Annotated in this window: 14 protein-coding genes; 9 read left to right on the top strand and 5 right to left on the bottom strand. The window is 68.5% G+C overall.

Annotated features, from left to right (window positions below; genetic code table 11):
• Positions 1-98: 98 nt before the first annotated feature.
• The 3 genes from H0B43_RS28415 to H0B43_RS28405 all read left to right on the top strand — a co-directional run bounded on the left by H0B43_RS28415 (position 99) and on the right by H0B43_RS28405 (position 2,923).
• Positions 99-1,610, top strand: coding sequence for an ATP-dependent DNA ligase (locus H0B43_RS28415; RefSeq protein ID WP_185724879.1), 1,512 nt, complete (start codon positions 99-101; stop codon positions 1,608-1,610).
• 79 nt (positions 1,611-1,689) lie between these two features.
• Entirely contained in the window at positions 1,690-2,178 is a 489-nt protein-coding gene (locus H0B43_RS28410; protein ID WP_185724880.1) for a hypothetical protein, read from the top strand.
• 16 nt (positions 2,179-2,194) lie between these two features.
• The gene (locus H0B43_RS28405; RefSeq protein WP_213015267.1) at positions 2,195-2,923 is read left to right on the top strand and encodes an SDR family NAD(P)-dependent oxidoreductase; all 729 of its coding nucleotides are present in this window, start codon (positions 2,195-2,197) and stop codon (positions 2,921-2,923) included.
• Between the two features lies 1 nt (position 2,924).
• Here the strand turns inward: H0B43_RS28405 and mddA are convergent, their stop codons facing one another.
• Positions 2,925-3,707 carry a methanethiol S-methyltransferase gene (gene mddA, locus H0B43_RS28400; protein ID WP_185724881.1) on the bottom strand — a complete coding sequence of 261 codons (783 nt, stop codon included), beginning with the start codon at positions 3,705-3,707 and terminating at the stop codon, positions 2,925-2,927.
• Positions 3,708-3,852: 145 nt separating this feature from the next.
• Here mddA and H0B43_RS28395 point away from each other — a divergent pair, with 145 nt between their 5' ends.
• The 4 genes from H0B43_RS28395 (at position 3,853) to H0B43_RS28380 (ending at position 9,669) form a co-directional block, all read left to right on the top strand.
• Positions 3,853-7,068, top strand: coding sequence for a DEAD/DEAH box helicase (locus tag H0B43_RS28395; RefSeq protein ID WP_185724882.1), 3,216 nt, complete (start codon positions 3,853-3,855; stop codon positions 7,066-7,068).
• A 43-nt stretch (positions 7,069-7,111) separates the two neighbouring features.
• Positions 7,112-7,528, top strand: a complete 417-nt coding sequence (locus H0B43_RS28390) for a hypothetical protein (protein WP_185724883.1) — start codon at positions 7,112-7,114, stop codon at positions 7,526-7,528.
• 44 nt (positions 7,529-7,572) lie between these two features.
• Complete coding sequence (locus H0B43_RS28385) at positions 7,573-8,004, top strand: hypothetical protein (protein ID WP_185724884.1); 432 nt, start codon at positions 7,573-7,575, stop codon at positions 8,002-8,004.
• Between the two features lie 168 nt (positions 8,005-8,172).
• Entirely contained in the window at positions 8,173-9,669 is a 1,497-nt protein-coding gene (locus H0B43_RS28380) for a stealth family protein (RefSeq protein ID WP_185729763.1), read from the top strand.
• On the opposite strand, the gene ppk2 is transcribed toward H0B43_RS28380, so the two are convergent.
• A complete protein-coding gene (gene ppk2, locus H0B43_RS28375; RefSeq protein ID WP_185724885.1) occupies positions 9,670-10,614 on the bottom strand; it encodes a polyphosphate kinase 2 in 945 nt (314 codons plus the stop codon). It lies immediately after the preceding gene.
• Positions 10,615-10,671: 57 nt separating this feature from the next.
• Here ppk2 and H0B43_RS28370 point away from each other — a divergent pair, with 57 nt between their 5' ends.
• Positions 10,672-11,025, top strand: a complete 354-nt coding sequence (locus tag H0B43_RS28370; RefSeq protein WP_185724886.1) for a helix-turn-helix domain-containing protein — start codon at positions 10,672-10,674, stop codon at positions 11,023-11,025.
• Here H0B43_RS28370 and H0B43_RS28365 read toward each other — a convergent pair.
• From H0B43_RS28365 to H0B43_RS28355, 3 genes are all read right to left on the bottom strand, one after another.
• The gene (locus tag H0B43_RS28365; RefSeq protein ID WP_185724887.1) at positions 10,995-11,951 is read right to left on the bottom strand and encodes a phosphodiesterase; all 957 of its coding nucleotides are present in this window, start codon (positions 11,949-11,951) and stop codon (positions 10,995-10,997) included. The two genes, H0B43_RS28370 and H0B43_RS28365, sit on opposite strands and share 31 nt — an antisense overlap.
• A 134-nt stretch (positions 11,952-12,085) precedes the next feature.
• On the bottom strand, positions 12,086-12,958 hold the full coding sequence (locus H0B43_RS28360) for a slipin family protein (RefSeq protein WP_185724888.1): 873 nt from the start codon (positions 12,956-12,958) through the stop codon (positions 12,086-12,088).
• Positions 12,955-13,422 carry an NfeD family protein gene (locus H0B43_RS28355; RefSeq protein WP_185724889.1) on the bottom strand — a complete coding sequence of 156 codons (468 nt, stop codon included), beginning with the start codon at positions 13,420-13,422 and terminating at the stop codon, positions 12,955-12,957. The genes H0B43_RS28360 and H0B43_RS28355 overlap by 4 nt, the downstream gene beginning before the upstream one ends.
• 139 nt (positions 13,423-13,561) lie before the next feature.
• On the opposite strand from H0B43_RS28355, the gene H0B43_RS28350 reads away from it, so the two are divergent.
• Complete coding sequence (locus H0B43_RS28350; protein ID WP_185724890.1) at positions 13,562-14,371, top strand: HugZ family protein; 810 nt, start codon at positions 13,562-13,564, stop codon at positions 14,369-14,371.
• The last annotated feature ends 239 nt before the right edge of the window (positions 14,372-14,610 follow it).

Below are 14,610 nucleotides of genomic sequence, written 5' to 3'. Positions count from 1 at the left end.
CTCATCGTAGAAGGCGTAGAAACGACGGCCCGGCCGGCCCAGCATTCGGATCAGCCGGATTCTGACCACCCACCGGACGTTCCGGTTACCGTCGGGGTGTGCTGTTCTCGCAGATCGTCGCGACGTCCCGGGACGTGGGGGCCACCCGGTCGCGCAAGGTGAAGGTCGGGGCTCTGCGTGAGGTGCTCACCCGATTGGAGCCGGCCGAGGTGGAACCGGTGGTGGCGTGGCTGTCCGGGGAGCTTCGGCAGGGCCGGATCGGAATCGGCTGGCGGACAGTCGCGGACATTCCCGCCGCCCCCGTCGACGTCCCGACCGTCACCGTGTCCGACGTCGACGGGACCATCTCCGCTGTCGCCGAGGTCTCCGGGTCCGGGTCGGCCGCACGCCGACGCGAACTGCTCGCGGACCTGTTCGCCCGCACCACCGCCGACGAGCGGGACTTCCTGCTGCGACTGCTCACCGGCGACCTGCGCCAGGGCGCGCTCGAGGGGGTGATGACGGACGCGATCGCCGCGGCCGCCGACCTTCCCGTCGAACCGGTGCGCCGGGCGTTCATGCTGTCGGGTCGCCTCCCTGCGACCGCGGTCGCGGCGTTCGACGGCGGCGTCGACGCCCTCACCGCGTTCCGGCTGGAGGTGGGCCGTCCGGTCCGGCCCATGCTGGCGTCCCCCGCCGAATCGCTCGCCGACGCGTGGACCGAACTCGGCGGCGACGTCAGCGTCGAATACAAACTCGACGGGGCGCGGATCCAGGTGCACCGCAACGGCGACGAGGTGCGCATCTTCACCCGCACCCTGCGCGAGATCACCGGCAGCGTGCCCGAACTCGTCGCCCTCGTCGCCGACCTGCCGTGCACGTCGGCGGTGTTCGACGGAGAGACGCTGGCCCTCACCGACAGTGGCCGCCCCCGACCGTTCCAGGAGACGATGAGCCGCTTCGGCGCCGAGTCCGCCCGCGATCTGCTGCTGCATCCCTACTTCTTCGACTGCCTGCACCTCGACGGCGTCGACCTCCTCGACGCACCGCTGGAACAGCGACTGGATGCCCTCGAACGCGTTGCCCCGCAACACCGCATCCCCGGACTGATCCGCCCCGACGGCGCGGGCGCCGCAACCCATTTCGACGACGCCCTCGCCGCCGGGCACGAGGGGGTGATGGTCAAGTCGCTGACCGCGCCGTACGCGGCGGGACGACGCGGCCGCGCCTGGCAGAAGGTGAAACCGGAGCACACCCTCGACCTGGTGGTGCTCGGCGCCGAGTGGGGGTACGGGCGGCGCACCGGATTCCTGTCCAACCTGCACCTCGGCGCGCGCGACCCCGACGGCGGGGCACCGATCATGGTGGGCAAGACGTTCAAGGGCCTCACCGACGCACTGCTGCAATGGCAGACGGACGAATTCCCGCGCCACGAACGCAGCCGCGACGACTACACCGTGTACCTGCACCCTGACCTGGTCGTGGAGATCGAACTCGACGGCGTCCAGGTGAGCTCCCGCTACCCCGGCGGGCTCGCGCTGCGGTTCGCGCGCGTCCTGCGTTACCGCCCCGACAAGACCGCCGCCGACGCCGACACCATCGACGCCGTGCGGGCCCTGCTGCCGGGGTGAGTGCTCGTCCTGCGCGGCGCGCGCCGGGACGGTAGCCTCCCCGGCAAAACAAGTCGCCGTGCCGCGAGGGGGTCGACCAGTGACATTCGTTTCCCGCTTCGTGCCCTCGCGTGTCGCCTCGATAGTCGAGGACGCGCACCGGAGGGCAACCGCCGCCGCCGAGCGTCCCGTCCGCATCGCCGTGTGCACCGTCACCGTGCCGATCGAGGTGGCGAAGACGTCGTTCCACATCCTCCGGCTCACCGAGGAACTCATGGAGGAGGTCGTGTTCCTGCTGCGGACGATGCGGCCGGTGGTCGAGGCGGTGAGCACCACCCGGCAGTCGGAGAATGTCGACACGGTGGTCCGGACGCTCGAACAGATCCAGCAGTCGGCCGACGCGATCGCCCGCACGCCGATCGGGGTGGTCCGCAGCGTGTTCGCGCCGGCCCGGCCGTCACCCGACGAGGTCGACCATCACCCCACGATCATCGACGCCGAACCGCCGTCGCCTCCCGGCCTCGCGGTCCGGATCGCGTCGATCACCGTGACGGCGCCGAGCATCACGTTCGGGCGGCCGAACCGCTGATCCGGGATACGCTCGTATGGTGTCCGAACACATCCTCGTCACCGGTGGATCGCGCGGCATCGGCGCCGCCGTGGTGCGCCTCGCCGTCCATCGCGGCTATCAGGTGACGTTCACCTTCCAGCGGAACGGGGAGGCCGCCCAACACCTCGTGCACCAGTGCGGCGTCCGGGCCACCGCGGTGCGGGCCGATGTGCGCGATGCCGCCCTGGCCGCGGCGGTGGTGGGCGCGGCCGACGAGCGCGGGCAGCTGACCGCGGTGGTCAACAACGCGGGGACCACCGGCCCGCTCGGCACATTCCTCAGCACCTCGGACGCGGCGCTGCGGGAAGTGTTCGACGTCAACGTCTTCGGCACCCTGAACTACGCCCGCGCGGCGGCCGAGCACTGGATCCGGGAGGGGCGCCCCGGTGTCGTCGTCAACCTCAGTTCGGTCGCGGCGGGAACCGGGGCAGCGGGCGAATACGTCGGGTATGCCGCGTCGAAGGCCGCCGTCGACAGTGTGACGACCGGACTCGGCAGGGAGTGGGCGAGCGCGAACATCCGGGTCGTCGGCGTCGCCCCCGGCACGACGGACACCGACATCCACGCCGCGGCCGACCCGGGACGACCCGGACGAGTGGCAGGCAGGGTGCCACTCGGCCGGGTCGCGCAACCGGAGGAGATTGCCGAGGCGGTGCTGTGGGCGCTGTCCCACCAGGCGTCCTACGTCACCGCCACGACCATCGCCGTCGCCGGCGGTCTGTGAGCTACCGCGCCCGCGAGCCGACCCTCGGGACGAGCATCGGCACCCGCCTGCGGTAGGTGCGGTAGTCGTCGCCGAACGTGTCGACCAGGTCATGTTCCTCGAAGCGCACCGCCACCAGGATGAAGCCGGTGGTCCCGACGGCGAACAGCAACCGGCCCCACGTCATCGTCGGCGCCACCCAGAACGCGATGATGAAACCGGCGTACAGCGGGTGCCGGATCACCCGGTACAGCAGCGGTGTCCGAAAGTGGCTGGGCAGAGCCGACTTCCCGCTCTGGTTGCGCAGCACCTGGCGGAGCCCGAACAGGTCGAAATGGTCGATGGCGAACGTCGCGGCCAGCACGAGGGCGTATCCGCCGAGCGAGACGGCATACAGGGCGACGCGGACCCAGTTCGTCTCCACGTCCCAGATCTGGTCGGGCAGCGGACGCCATTGCCACATCAGCAGCGCCAGCGCGGCCGTCGCGAACAAGACGTAGGTGGACCGCTCCATCGGCTCCGGGACGATCCTGGTCCAGCGTTTCTTGAACCAGGGCCGGGCCATCACCGAATGCTGCATCGCGAAGATCGTCAGCAGCACCACGTCGACGACCACGGCAGCGGCGACGGGGGCGTCGGGACCGTCGTTGATCGTGTGGGGCACGACGAGACCCTCGACCCAGCCGATCGCGTACAGGAACACGACCAGGAACGCGGCGTACACGACCGCTCCGTACGCCGTCATCAGGCTGCGGGCGACCGCGTGTGGGCGGTGTCCCCGCCGGGTTTCGACCATCTCGGCCATGGTGTTCTCTCCGATCTCTGGGCTTTCCCCCGACCCACCGAAGTCTCCGATCGGGCGCGGTGCGGAACAAGGAACCCTGGGGTGGAGTTCGCGGCACCCCGATCGGGCGGCGAACCGTGTCGGATCGACTGACTATCCTGTGGCCATGCTGCCTGGGGAATTCCGTGACATCGACGTGGCGTCGATCAAGTCGGTCCTCGGCACCACCACCTACACCCGCGGCGAGCAGTACGCCCGGGAGCACGCGGTCGTGGACATGGCGTGGGACCCGGACGCGAAGGAGTTGTGGGGCGAGGTGGCGGGCACCGCGCCGAAGCCGTACATCGCCTCGGCGTTCGTCGTATCCGTCCCCGGCCGCATCCTCTACCGGTACGGAGTCTGCACGTGTCCGGTCGCGATGAACTGCAAGCACGTCGCCGCCTTGCTGATCACCGCGATGCGACAGGCGAGGTCCGAGGCCCAGGCGGTGGTCGCCCCCACCTGGGAACGCTCGCTCAGCTCCCTGCTCGCCCCGGCCGATCCGTTCGGCGACTCCGGACGGCGTTCGCCGCTGGCCATCCAGTTCCGGGTGCAAGCGTCGTCCGGAGACTTGGCACCTCAACTCCTGGTACGACCCGTCCAGCCGGGTTCGAAGGGCTGGATCGTCGGCGGGCTGGCGTGGAACAAGCTGGGCAGCCACTTCCAGCATCCGGCCGAGCAGATCCGCGTGCTGCACGAGATCCATCTGCTGGCCGGCGGGGGCCTGAACTATCGCCGTCAGAACCACACCGACCTCGACCTCGGCGTCTTTCCCAGCCGCCAGTTGTGGTCGCTGCTCGACGAGGCGGCCCGGGTAGGGGTCGAGCTTCTCCACTCCTCCAAGCGCCTCGGCGCACTCGGCCCGGTTCGCTCGGCGGAGGTCTGCCTCGACGCCACCCGCGACGGCGCCACCGACGCGCTCGTCGTGCGACCGGTGGTCCGCGTCGACGGCGAACCCGTCCACGCGGCCACCGTCGGCTTCCTCGGCCTCCGGGCTCACGGACTGTTCTACGTCGACGCGGACGAGCGCATCCACCTCGCACGGCTCGTCTCCCCCGTGCCCGCCCCGTTGCAGGATCTGGTGCGCCGCCGCACGCCCATCGAGGTTCCCGCCGCCGAGGAGTCCCGTTTTCTGACGGACTTCCTGCCGAAGCTGCGCAACCTGGCCACGGTCATCTCCTCGGACGGCTCGTTCGTCCCACCCGCGATCTCCGAGCCCACCCTGGTGATGCGGGCGTCGTATCTGCCCGACCACGAGGTCACCGTCGACTGGGAATGGCTTTACACCGTCGGGGACGACGAGCACCGCACGCCGCTCGCGGCCCGGACGTCCGGGGACGACTACCGGGACGGCGCCCGGGAACGCGCACTGCTCGACGAACTCGACATCGTTTGGGACAGATACGGATTGGGGTCGGACGGCCCGGAATCGACGGCGTTGCGCGGACTCGACACGATGCGGTTCACCACCGAGGTCCTCCCCCTCCTCGGCGGCAAGTCCGACGTGTCCGTCGACGTCGTGGGCGAGCCGGCCGACTACCGGGAGGCCGGCGACTCCCTGGCCATCGGCGTGTCCGTCACGGCGTCGGAGGGCGGCACCGACTGGTTCGACCTCGGCGTCACCCTCACCGTGGAGGGCCGGGACGTCCCGTTCGACCAGGTCTTCTCCGCGCTGGCCGCGGGAAAGACCGACCTGCTGCTGCCCGACGGCGCCTACTTCTCCCTCGACAAACCCGAACTCCACACGCTGCGGAAACTGATCGACGAGGCACGGGCACTGCACGATCGGGTCGACGGGACGCTGCGACTCAGCCGGTTCCAGGCGAGCCTCTGGGACGAGTTCGCGGCTCTCGGCACCGTCGAGCGTCAGGCGACGTCGTGGCGGCAGCAGGTGGACGGCCTGCTGGCACCGGGCACCGTCCGGCACGTCGACGCCCCGGGCACGCTCGACGCCCAGCTGCGCCCGTACCAGCTGGAGGGGTTCCGCTGGCTGGCCTTCCTGTGGGAGCACGGGCTCGGCGGCATCCTCGCCGACGACATGGGGCTCGGCAAGACGCTGCAGGCGCTGGCACTGATCTGCCATGCGCGGCAGTCGAATCCGGCCGCGCCGCCGTTCCTCATCGTTGCCCCCACCAGTGTCGTGTCGAACTGGGAATCCGAATCCACCCGCTTCGCCCCGGGCGCGAATGTCGTCGCGATCGCGGACACCCTCAAACGCCGCAAGGTTCCGCTCGACGAACTGGTTCAGGGCGCAGACGTCGTAGTCACGTCGTACACCCTGTTCCGCCTCGAGTTCGAGGGGTATGCGGCGTGCACGTGGTCGGGGTTGATCCTCGACGAGGCGCAGTTCACCAAGAACCATCAGTCGAAGATCTACCAGTGCGTTCGCCGGCTCGAGACGCCGTTCAAGTTGGCGATCACCGGCACGCCGATGGAGAACAACCTGATGGAGCTGTGGTCGCTGCTGTCGATCACCGCCCCGGGACTGTTCCCGAATCCCGCTCGGTTCACCGACTACTACCGCAGGCCGATCGAGCAGCAGGGCGACGCCGAACTGCTCGCGCAGCTGCGGCGTCGCGTGAAACCGCTGATGCTGCGCCGCACCAAAGAGCAAGTGGTGAAGGATCTTCCGGCCAAGCAGGAGCAGGTACTCGACGTCGAACTGCACCCCAAGCACCGCAAGGTCTACGACACCCACCTGCAGCGTGAGCGGCAGAAGATCCTCGGCCTGCTCGCCGACGTCGACAAGAACCGTTTCACGATCCTGCAGTCGCTCACCCTGCTGCGGCAGCTGAGCCTCGACGCCGAGCTGGTCGACGACGAGTACCGCGACGTCCCGTCCGCCAAGGTCGACGCCCTGCTCGAGCAGCTCGCCGACGTCGTCGCCGGTGGCCACCGGGCGCTGGTGTTCAGCCAGTTCACCGGCTTCCTCGGGAAGGTCCGCGACCGCCTCGACGACGCCGGCATCGCGCACGCCTACCTCGACGGCAGCACCCGGCGCCGCGGCGACGTGCTCCGCGGCTTCAAGGAGGGCGACGCCCCGGTCTTCCTGATCAGTCTCAAGGCCGGCGGCTTCGGGCTGAACCTCACCGAGGCCGATTACTGCTTCATCCTCGACCCGTGGTGGAACCCGGCCACCGAGGCCCAGGCCGTCGACCGGGCGCATCGCATCGGGCAGACCCGCAACGTCATGGTGTATCGGCTGATCGCGAAGGACACGATCGAAGACAAGGTGATGGCGCTGAAGGCGAAGAAGTCGGCGCTGTTCGCGAGCGTGATGGACGCTGACACCCTGCTCAGTACCACCCTCGACGCCGACGACCTCCGCAGCCTGTTCGAGTAGTCCCCCGGCGCGGGGGCCGTCGGCCCTGGGTAATGTCCGATTCATGCCTCGTTACACGCTCCCCCTGCGGAACAATCCCCGCCCGGACGCGCCGGCGTCCGTGAGCCGCCACGTGCCGTTCTACTGCGCGCACGAAGCGGCGGCCGCGGCGTGGACCCGGGCCCTCGTGGAGGTCTGCGGCGACCTGCTCGACCCGGTCACGCAGACCGCCGTGGTGAACGTCGTCAGCAACTTCGGCCGCGAACTGTTCACCGGCGACGCGGACATCGTCGTCACCCTGGATCGAATCGGCAGCACCTCGCTGACCCTGCTCATCACCATCGAGCAGGACGGTGTGCAGGCCGCGGAGCTGACCGCCACCCTCGTCCAGCTCGATTCGAGCCGGGTGAACTCGGCGCCGTGGTCGCCGGCGCAGATCGCCGCGCTCGAGTCGTTGCGGAGTGCTCCGGTCGTGGCCTGACCTCGATCGATCGAAGTTTCAATCACGCGTGATCTGGGCATTTGATGCGTATGAGTATCGAAGACGGGCCCGGTGACACGCTGAGCCCCAGCGAGAGCCTGGACTCCGACGACGTGCGGAACAACGACGGCGATGACGTCGTCGATCCGCCCGACGGCTGGAGTGAGGCCGACAAATTCGGTACCACGGCGCGCGAGGAGCGCGAGGGTGAGTCGCTCGACGAGAAGTTGTCCGAGGAGGAGCCCGACACCCCGCTCGAGGAGCAGAGCGAGGTGTCGTTGGCGGATCTGCCCGACGACGAGCTGACCGAGGACGTGGACCGGGTCCTCGACGACGAGGACATCGACATCCCGGTGTTCGGCACCAAGCACGCGAACGTGGTCGAGGGCGTCATCGTGGAGGACTCGCGCACCGACCGCGGTCAAATCGACGGGGTGGCCGAGGACGGCGACTCGTTCTTCACGGTCCTCGACTGACGGCCGCCCCCGAACCGGGGCTTACACTGGCAGTGTTCGCACTCGCGACAGTCACCGGAAAGGCTCGACATTACTCATTCTTCTGCTCCGCACGACGTGTACCTGGTTCCTCCGGAGCAGGAGACCGCCGAGACCGTCGCGCACGCCTCCGCCGCCGCGTCGTCGCGGTTGCGGGACCGCCCCGACGTGGTCCGGTTCAAGGGCCGGTTCGCCCTGTCGATCACGCACACCACGCCGCACGAGGCGATGGTCGAGGACCTGTTGTTCGTCCGCGACGTCCTCGACCGCGCGGGCATCGAGTACCTGCTGGTGCGGGGCAACGACGAACGCCCGGTGATCGCGATCAACTGGGCGCAGCGCAAGGCGTTGCGGGCCGCGCTCGTCGCCGCGTGCGAGGACCGTCCGTTCTACTCCAAGACCGTCGACGCCAAGGGGCCGGCGGTCCTGATTTCCGACGGCACCCTGTCGGCGACGTCGAAAGCCCGCATCTTCCGGTTGTTCCGGCCGCGCGTGCACGTGGCGAGCGGTCTGAGTTACGGAGCGTCGACGGGGGTGCAGATCGAGTTGTGGTCGATCAGCGACGACGAGATCGTGCTGCCGATGGAGAATTCGCTGACCCGCCGCGTGGTGCGCTCGGAGGAGGCGGTCCGCGGCACCGTCGAGCGGTTCGGCCGGGTGTGGCCGACCATCGAGAACATGTTCGCCGACCACGCGTCGGACATCAATTTCGATGTCGACCTGGTGTTCTCCTGGGTGGATGGGTCTTCGGCGGAGTTCCAGGCGCAGCGCGCGAAGCGGATGCAGAACTACGTGGTCGGGGAGGGTGACGATTCCGCCGCCCGGTACCGGCAGATCGACGAACTGAAGTATGCGCTGCGCTCGGTGCACATGTATGCGCCGTGGATCCGCCGCATCTTCGTGGCCACCGACTCCGACCGTCCGGCGTGGCTCGCCGACGACCCCCGCGTCACGTTTGTGCCCAGCGAGGAATTCTTCGCCGACCCGTCGGTGCTCCCCACCCACAACTCGCAGGCCGTGGAGTGCCAGCTGCACCACATCCCCGGTCTCGCGGAGCATTTCCTGTATTCCAACGACGACATGTTCTTCGGCCGCGCGGTGGGCCCGCAGATGTTCTTCTCCCCTGGCGGCATCACCATGTTCATCGAGGCGACCACGCGAATCGGGTTGGGCCACAACGACGACGAGCGCAGCGGGTTCGAGAACGCGGCCCGTGTCAACCGCCGGCTGCTGCAGGACCGCTTCGGACTGATGACCACCCGTCACCTCGAGCACGCCGCCACCCCGCTCCGCAAGAGCGTGATGGAAGAGATGGAGAAGGAGTTCCCCGACGAGTTCGCCGCCACGGCCGCAAGCACTTTCCGCGCCAGCTCCAACATTTCGGTGACCAACTCGCTGTACCACTATTACGCGCTGATGAGTGGCCGCGCGGTGGTGCAGACGGCGGCGCGGGTGAAGTACGTAGACACCACCATGAAGTCGGGGCTGCGTGACATGGATTCGCTGCTCGCGAAGCGGTCGATGGACTTCTTCTGCCTCAACGACGGCAGCGCACCCGAAATCGACCTGGAGTTGCGGACCCGGAAGGTGACACAGTTCCTGGAGACCTACTTCCCGATCCCGGCGCCGTGGGAGACCGGGGTCTGATCAGATGGAGGGAAACGCATCGGCGGGACGCTCGCCCTCGTCGTAGACCGTTGCGGGAGAACCGATGAGGAGCGAGTCGGGTTTGCCGACCACGTGTTTGTCCTTGCCGGCGTAGTCGAACCGGTCGAGGATCCAGCGGATCGCTTCGAGGCGGGCGCGTTTCTTGTCGTTCGATTTCACGACGGTCCACGGCGCGTGCGGTGTGTCGGTGTAGAACAGCATGGCCTCTTTGGCCTCGGTGTAGGCGTCCCACTTGTCGAGGCTCGCGAGGTCGGTGGGTGAGAGTTTCCACTGCTTGACGGGGTCGGTGCTGCGGGAGACGAACCGGGCGTGCTGCTCCTCCCGGCCCACCGAGAACCAGAATTTCACGATGTGGATGCCCGATTGCACGAGCATCCGCTCGAACTCGGGCGCCGACCGGGTGAACTCGAGGTACTCGTTGGGGGTGCAGTAGCCCATGACGCGTTCGACGCCGGCCCGGTTGTACCAGGAGCGGTCCATCATCACGATCTCCCCGCCCGCGGGCAGGTGCTGCACGTACCGCTGGAAGTACCACTGGGTGCGTTCGCGTTCGGTGGGCTTCTCCAGCGCCACCACCCGCGCGCCACGAGGGTTGAGGTGTTCGGTGAACCGCTTGATGGCGCCACCCTTGCCGGCGGCGTCGCGGCCCTCGAAGATGATGACCACCTTCTCGCCGTTCTCCTTCACCCAGGCCTGGAATTTGAGGAGTTCGATCTGCAGTTTTCGCTTGCGGTTCTCGTACTGCCTGCGGGTCATCTTCTTGTCGTACGGGTAGCCGTGCCGCCAGGGCTCGTCTTCGTCGTCCACCGCGTGTTTACGGCCGGACTTGCGCAGCAGCTCCCCGATCTCGTCGATCTCCGGTGTCACGTCGATCTGGTCGGCGGGTGCGAGTTCGAAGGCTGTGGGATCGCGCAACTCGTCCATCTGAAAAGGCTACCGCTCCACGGCGCCGCCCGGCAGGCCCATGAGATCGTGGACTGCATGAGCATCGACCACATCGTTTCCGCGCTCGACTCGAAAGTTGCGGCCGAGCTCGCGGCCGTCCTCGACGGGTCGCCGCTCGTCACCCTCGACGGGATGGTGCTACCCGACCCCGCGCGCGACGCGGTCGTCGAACTGCTCACGCTCCTCGCCGACGGTCAGAGCGTGGCCCTCGGCGCGGTCGCGGACCTGCTCACGACATCGCAGGCCGCGGAGATCCTCGGCGTCTCCGACACCTATGTGCGCAGGCTCGCCGATTCGAACGCACTGCCGATCGAGATGCGCGGCACCCACCGCCGCTTCCGGCTCTCCGACGTCATGGCCTACAGAGAAAAGTTTCCGCGCACGAGTTGATCAGAGCCGGCCGGTGCGACAGCAACCTCGCCGTCCGAAATCCGCACGCCCTCGGCCGCGAGCCGACGCTCGGTTTCCTCGGCGGTGACGTATTCGCCGACTGTGTCGTAGCTGCCGATCGGGACCACCGAGTGCACGACCGTCTGCGGGTACACGTGCACGAGGTTGTAGCCCTGGGCGCCGTCGCGTCCGCGCAGCGCCCCGGCCGGGACGTTGAGGTCCTGGGTGTAGCAGGTGGCCGACGCGACGGAGACGGGGATGCCCGCGAACGTCGCCGTCGTCGAGTAGTGCAGATGGCCCGCGAGGATCGACCGGACGTCGCTGCCGCGAAGCACGTCGGCGAGGCGCGGCTGGTCGCGCAGTTCCACCAGCACCGCCAGGTCGAGGACGCACGGCACCGGCGGATGGTGCAGCGCAAGGATGGAACCGTGGGGCGCCGGGATCGCGAGCTGCTGTGCCAGCCAGATCAATTGGCTCTCGGAGATCTCGCCGTGGTGGTGCCCGGGGACGGTCGTGTCGAGGGTGATGATGCGCAGCCCGTCGACGTCGTGGACGTGGTCGATCGGCTCGTACGTCGGTTCCTGCCCGAGCAGTTCGGCGCGGAAGTGGCCGCGGTCGTCGTGGTTGCCCATCGCCCAGATCACCCGCGCACCGAGGGTCGCGGCTACCGGTTCGACGATTTCTCGCAGCTTCTCGTAGGCGCCCGGCTGACCGCGGTCGGTGAGGTCGCCGGTGAACACCAGCGCGTCCGGGCGGGCGTGCGATGCCTCGATGTCGGCGACGATCTGCCGGAGGGTGGCCTCGCTGTCGACGGCCCCGTACAGCAGGTCGTCGTCGACCAGGTGGGTGTCGCTGAGGTGGAGCACGACGTGTGACGGTCGCGGATACTCGGCCGTCCGTATGTCGGCTGCCGGTGTGCCGCTCATCGGTCTCTCGCTTCCGCTCGCCCCGACTGGGGCAGGTGCCCGGGTGGACGCCACTGTGCGTCCACCCTAGCCAAGCGCATTCCGGTCACCTGCCGGGGCACGTGCGGTGGCCGGCCGGTGAACGTTGAGATACGTCAGTTCCGGGCGTGGTGCGGTGTGCGCGACTCCGCACCGGCGGGCGGGATCATCGCAGCGAGATTGGCCTGCGCCTCGAACCGGGCGCGCTCGTCGCCATCGTCCGTCGCTGCCGCGTCCTTCGCCGCGGTGAGGAACGGCCGGACCAGGTCGAGCGGCATCGGGAAGACGACGGTCGAGTTGTTCTCGCCACCCATCGCGCTCAGGGTCTGCAGGTAGCGCAGCTGCAGGGTGGTGGGGTTGCGGCTGATGACGTCCGCGGCCTCGACGAGTTTGGCGGAGGCCTGGAACTCGGCTTCGGCGTTGATGATCTTGGCGCGGCGCTCGCGTTCGGCCTCGGCCTGCCGGGCGATGGCCCGCTGCATGTTGGCGGGGATCTCGACGTCCTTGATCTCGACGGTGGTGACCTTGACGCCCCACGGCTCGGTCTGCTGATCGATCACCTTCTGCAGGTCTTCGTTGAGGCGTTCCCGCTCGCCGAGGAGGGAGTCGAGATCGGCCTTGCCGAGGATCGATCGCAACGTCGTCTGGGCGATCTGCAGGGTGGCGGCGAGGAAGTCCTCGACCTCGACGATCGCCTTGTCGGCGTCGACCACCCGGAAGTACGCGACGGCCGTGACCTTGGCCGGCACGTTGTCGTGGGTGATCACTTCCTGGACGGGGATCTTGAGGGTGACTGTCCGCAGGCTGACACGTTCCATCCGGTCGATCGCCGGGATCAGCAGCACGAGCCCCGGGCCCTTCAGGTCGACCAGCCGGCCGAGCCGGAACACGACGGCCCGCTCGTACTCGCGGAGCACCCGGATCGAGCTGCTCGCGACGACTGCGAGGAGGGTGATGACGACGCACAGGATGACGATGATGGTGGTCATAACGGCAGCTCCCATGGTTCGCGGCGGCGCACGGTGAGGGTGAGTCCGCGGATCTGCTCGACGATGACGGAGTCGCCCGCGGTCGGCGTCTCGTCGTCTCCGAACAGGGTTTGCGCCCTCCACAGGCTTCCGGCGGCCTCGACCTGACCCTGCCGGCCTTTCCAGTTGCGGACGGTGGCGTCGGATCCGATGAGGGATTGCATTCCGGTGCGCACGGGCGCGTGTCCGGCGGCCAGTGCCTTCCGGCCACCGACCACGGCGAGGCCGACACCGACCACCGCCACTCCCGCGGCGGCCGGGATGGCGATCATCTGGGCGGTGTCGCTGGACGTGAACAGCAGCCACACCCCGGCGCCGACGAACAGTGCCCCGAGCCCGCCGAGCACACCCGCAGTCGGTGCGTGTGCCTCGACGACCATCAACAACACACCCAGCACCAGCGCCAGTACGCCCAACGCGGTCATCTCGCATCACCCACGATCACGCTTCGCGAGGACCCGGTCGCACTCGCATAGCCACTCGGCGATCGAGCCCTCAGTTCAACGGTAAGCGCAGGTCGACGGCAATGCCACCGGCAATTTGCGGCGGCGTACCGTTGCGCGAATGACGAATTTAGATCACGGAGATCCCGGTGACGCCCCGACCGTCCCGCCGCCGTTGGAGGAGGTCGCCAACCCCGCCCGCCCGTCCGCCGCCGAGGAGGCCCGGACGGTCGCGGCCACGACGAACGTAGGCACGCTCGCGAGCCTGACCAGCGAGGGCGACCCATGGGCGTCGTTCATCACCTACGGTCTGCTCGACGGCTCCCCCGTGCTGTGTGTGTCGCAGATGGCCGAGCACGGCCGCAACCTCGCGCACGACCCCCGCGCCAGCATCGCGATCGTCGCGCCGAACCCGCCGTCCGATCCGCTGGCCAGCACCCGCATCACCCTCGCCGGGTACGTCTACCGCCCGGAAGGCGACGAACTCGCCGCCGCCCGCGAGGCGCACCTGGCGGCCATCCCGGCGGCGCACGTCTACATCGACTTCAGTGATTTCTCGCTGTGGGTGCTGCGGGTGCAGCGCGTGCGGTGGGTCGGCGGCTACGGGCGGATGGACTCGGCGACCGAAGAGTCCTATGCCGCCGCCGAAGCAGACCCCGTCACCCCGCACGCCGGCCGGGCGATCGAGCACCTCAACGCCGACCACGCCGATGCCCTCCGCGCGATGGCCCAGGCGCTCGGCGGCTTCCCGGACGCAACCACCGCCGTGTGCGAAGGCGCCGACCGCTACGGTCTGGATCTGCGCGTCACCACACCCCGCGGCGTGGCCGTGACCCGCGTCGGGTACGCGGAGCCCCTCGACTCGGCCGACCAGTTGCGTTCGGCAACAGTCGATTTGACTGAGAAGGCTAGGGCGTTGACCGGGCGGTGAGCCACACCGCGGTGACTGGGCTGAATTGTCCAGTCACCGCGGGGCGGTTTACCCGCCTGTCGGCGTCAACTCAAGGCTTGTTAGTCCTACCGGAATCCGCACAATCAATTCGCACCGACGGCGCTCGCGGCCCCAACGCATTGATCGCTAAAAATTTCTGTGCTCGAGGCGTTTTCGACCGATCCTGGGTCTGACATGTTCGGGGGGATTTCGGGGCGGCACATCTGTGACGATCGAGA

This window comes from Rhodococcus sp. 4CII (assembly GCF_014256275.1).
Lineage (GTDB): Bacteria > Actinomycetota > Actinomycetes > Mycobacteriales > Mycobacteriaceae > Rhodococcus_F > Rhodococcus_F wratislaviensis_A.
The sequence above is the reverse complement of the archived record's forward strand: the minus strand, read 5'-3'. Positions and strand labels throughout refer to the sequence as shown.

Coding starts and splice junctions, on each gene's coding strand:
- H0B43_RS28405 (WP_213015267.1), top strand. CDS start 2,195: ATGGTGTCCGAACACATCCTCGTCACCGGTGGATCGCGCGGCATCGGC.
- mddA (WP_185724881.1), bottom strand. CDS start 3,707: ATGGCCGAGATGGTCGAAACCCGGCGGGGACACCGCCCACACGCGGTC.
- H0B43_RS28395 (WP_185724882.1), top strand. CDS start 3,853: ATGCTGCCTGGGGAATTCCGTGACATCGACGTGGCGTCGATCAAGTCG.
- H0B43_RS28390 (WP_185724883.1), top strand. CDS start 7,112: ATGCCTCGTTACACGCTCCCCCTGCGGAACAATCCCCGCCCGGACGCG.
- H0B43_RS28385 (WP_185724884.1), top strand. CDS start 7,573: ATGCGTATGAGTATCGAAGACGGGCCCGGTGACACGCTGAGCCCCAGC.
- ppk2 (WP_185724885.1), bottom strand. CDS start 10,614: ATGGACGAGTTGCGCGATCCCACAGCCTTCGAACTCGCACCCGCCGAC.
- H0B43_RS28370 (WP_185724886.1), top strand. CDS start 10,672: ATGAGCATCGACCACATCGTTTCCGCGCTCGACTCGAAAGTTGCGGCC.
- H0B43_RS28365 (WP_185724887.1), bottom strand. CDS start 11,951: ATGAGCGGCACACCGGCAGCCGACATACGGACGGCCGAGTATCCGCGA.
- H0B43_RS28360 (WP_185724888.1), bottom strand. CDS start 12,958: ATGACCACCATCATCGTCATCCTGTGCGTCGTCATCACCCTCCTCGCA.
- H0B43_RS28355 (WP_185724889.1), bottom strand. CDS start 13,422: ATGACCGCGTTGGGCGTACTGGCGCTGGTGCTGGGTGTGTTGTTGATG.
- H0B43_RS28350 (WP_185724890.1), top strand. CDS start 13,562: ATGACGAATTTAGATCACGGAGATCCCGGTGACGCCCCGACCGTCCCG.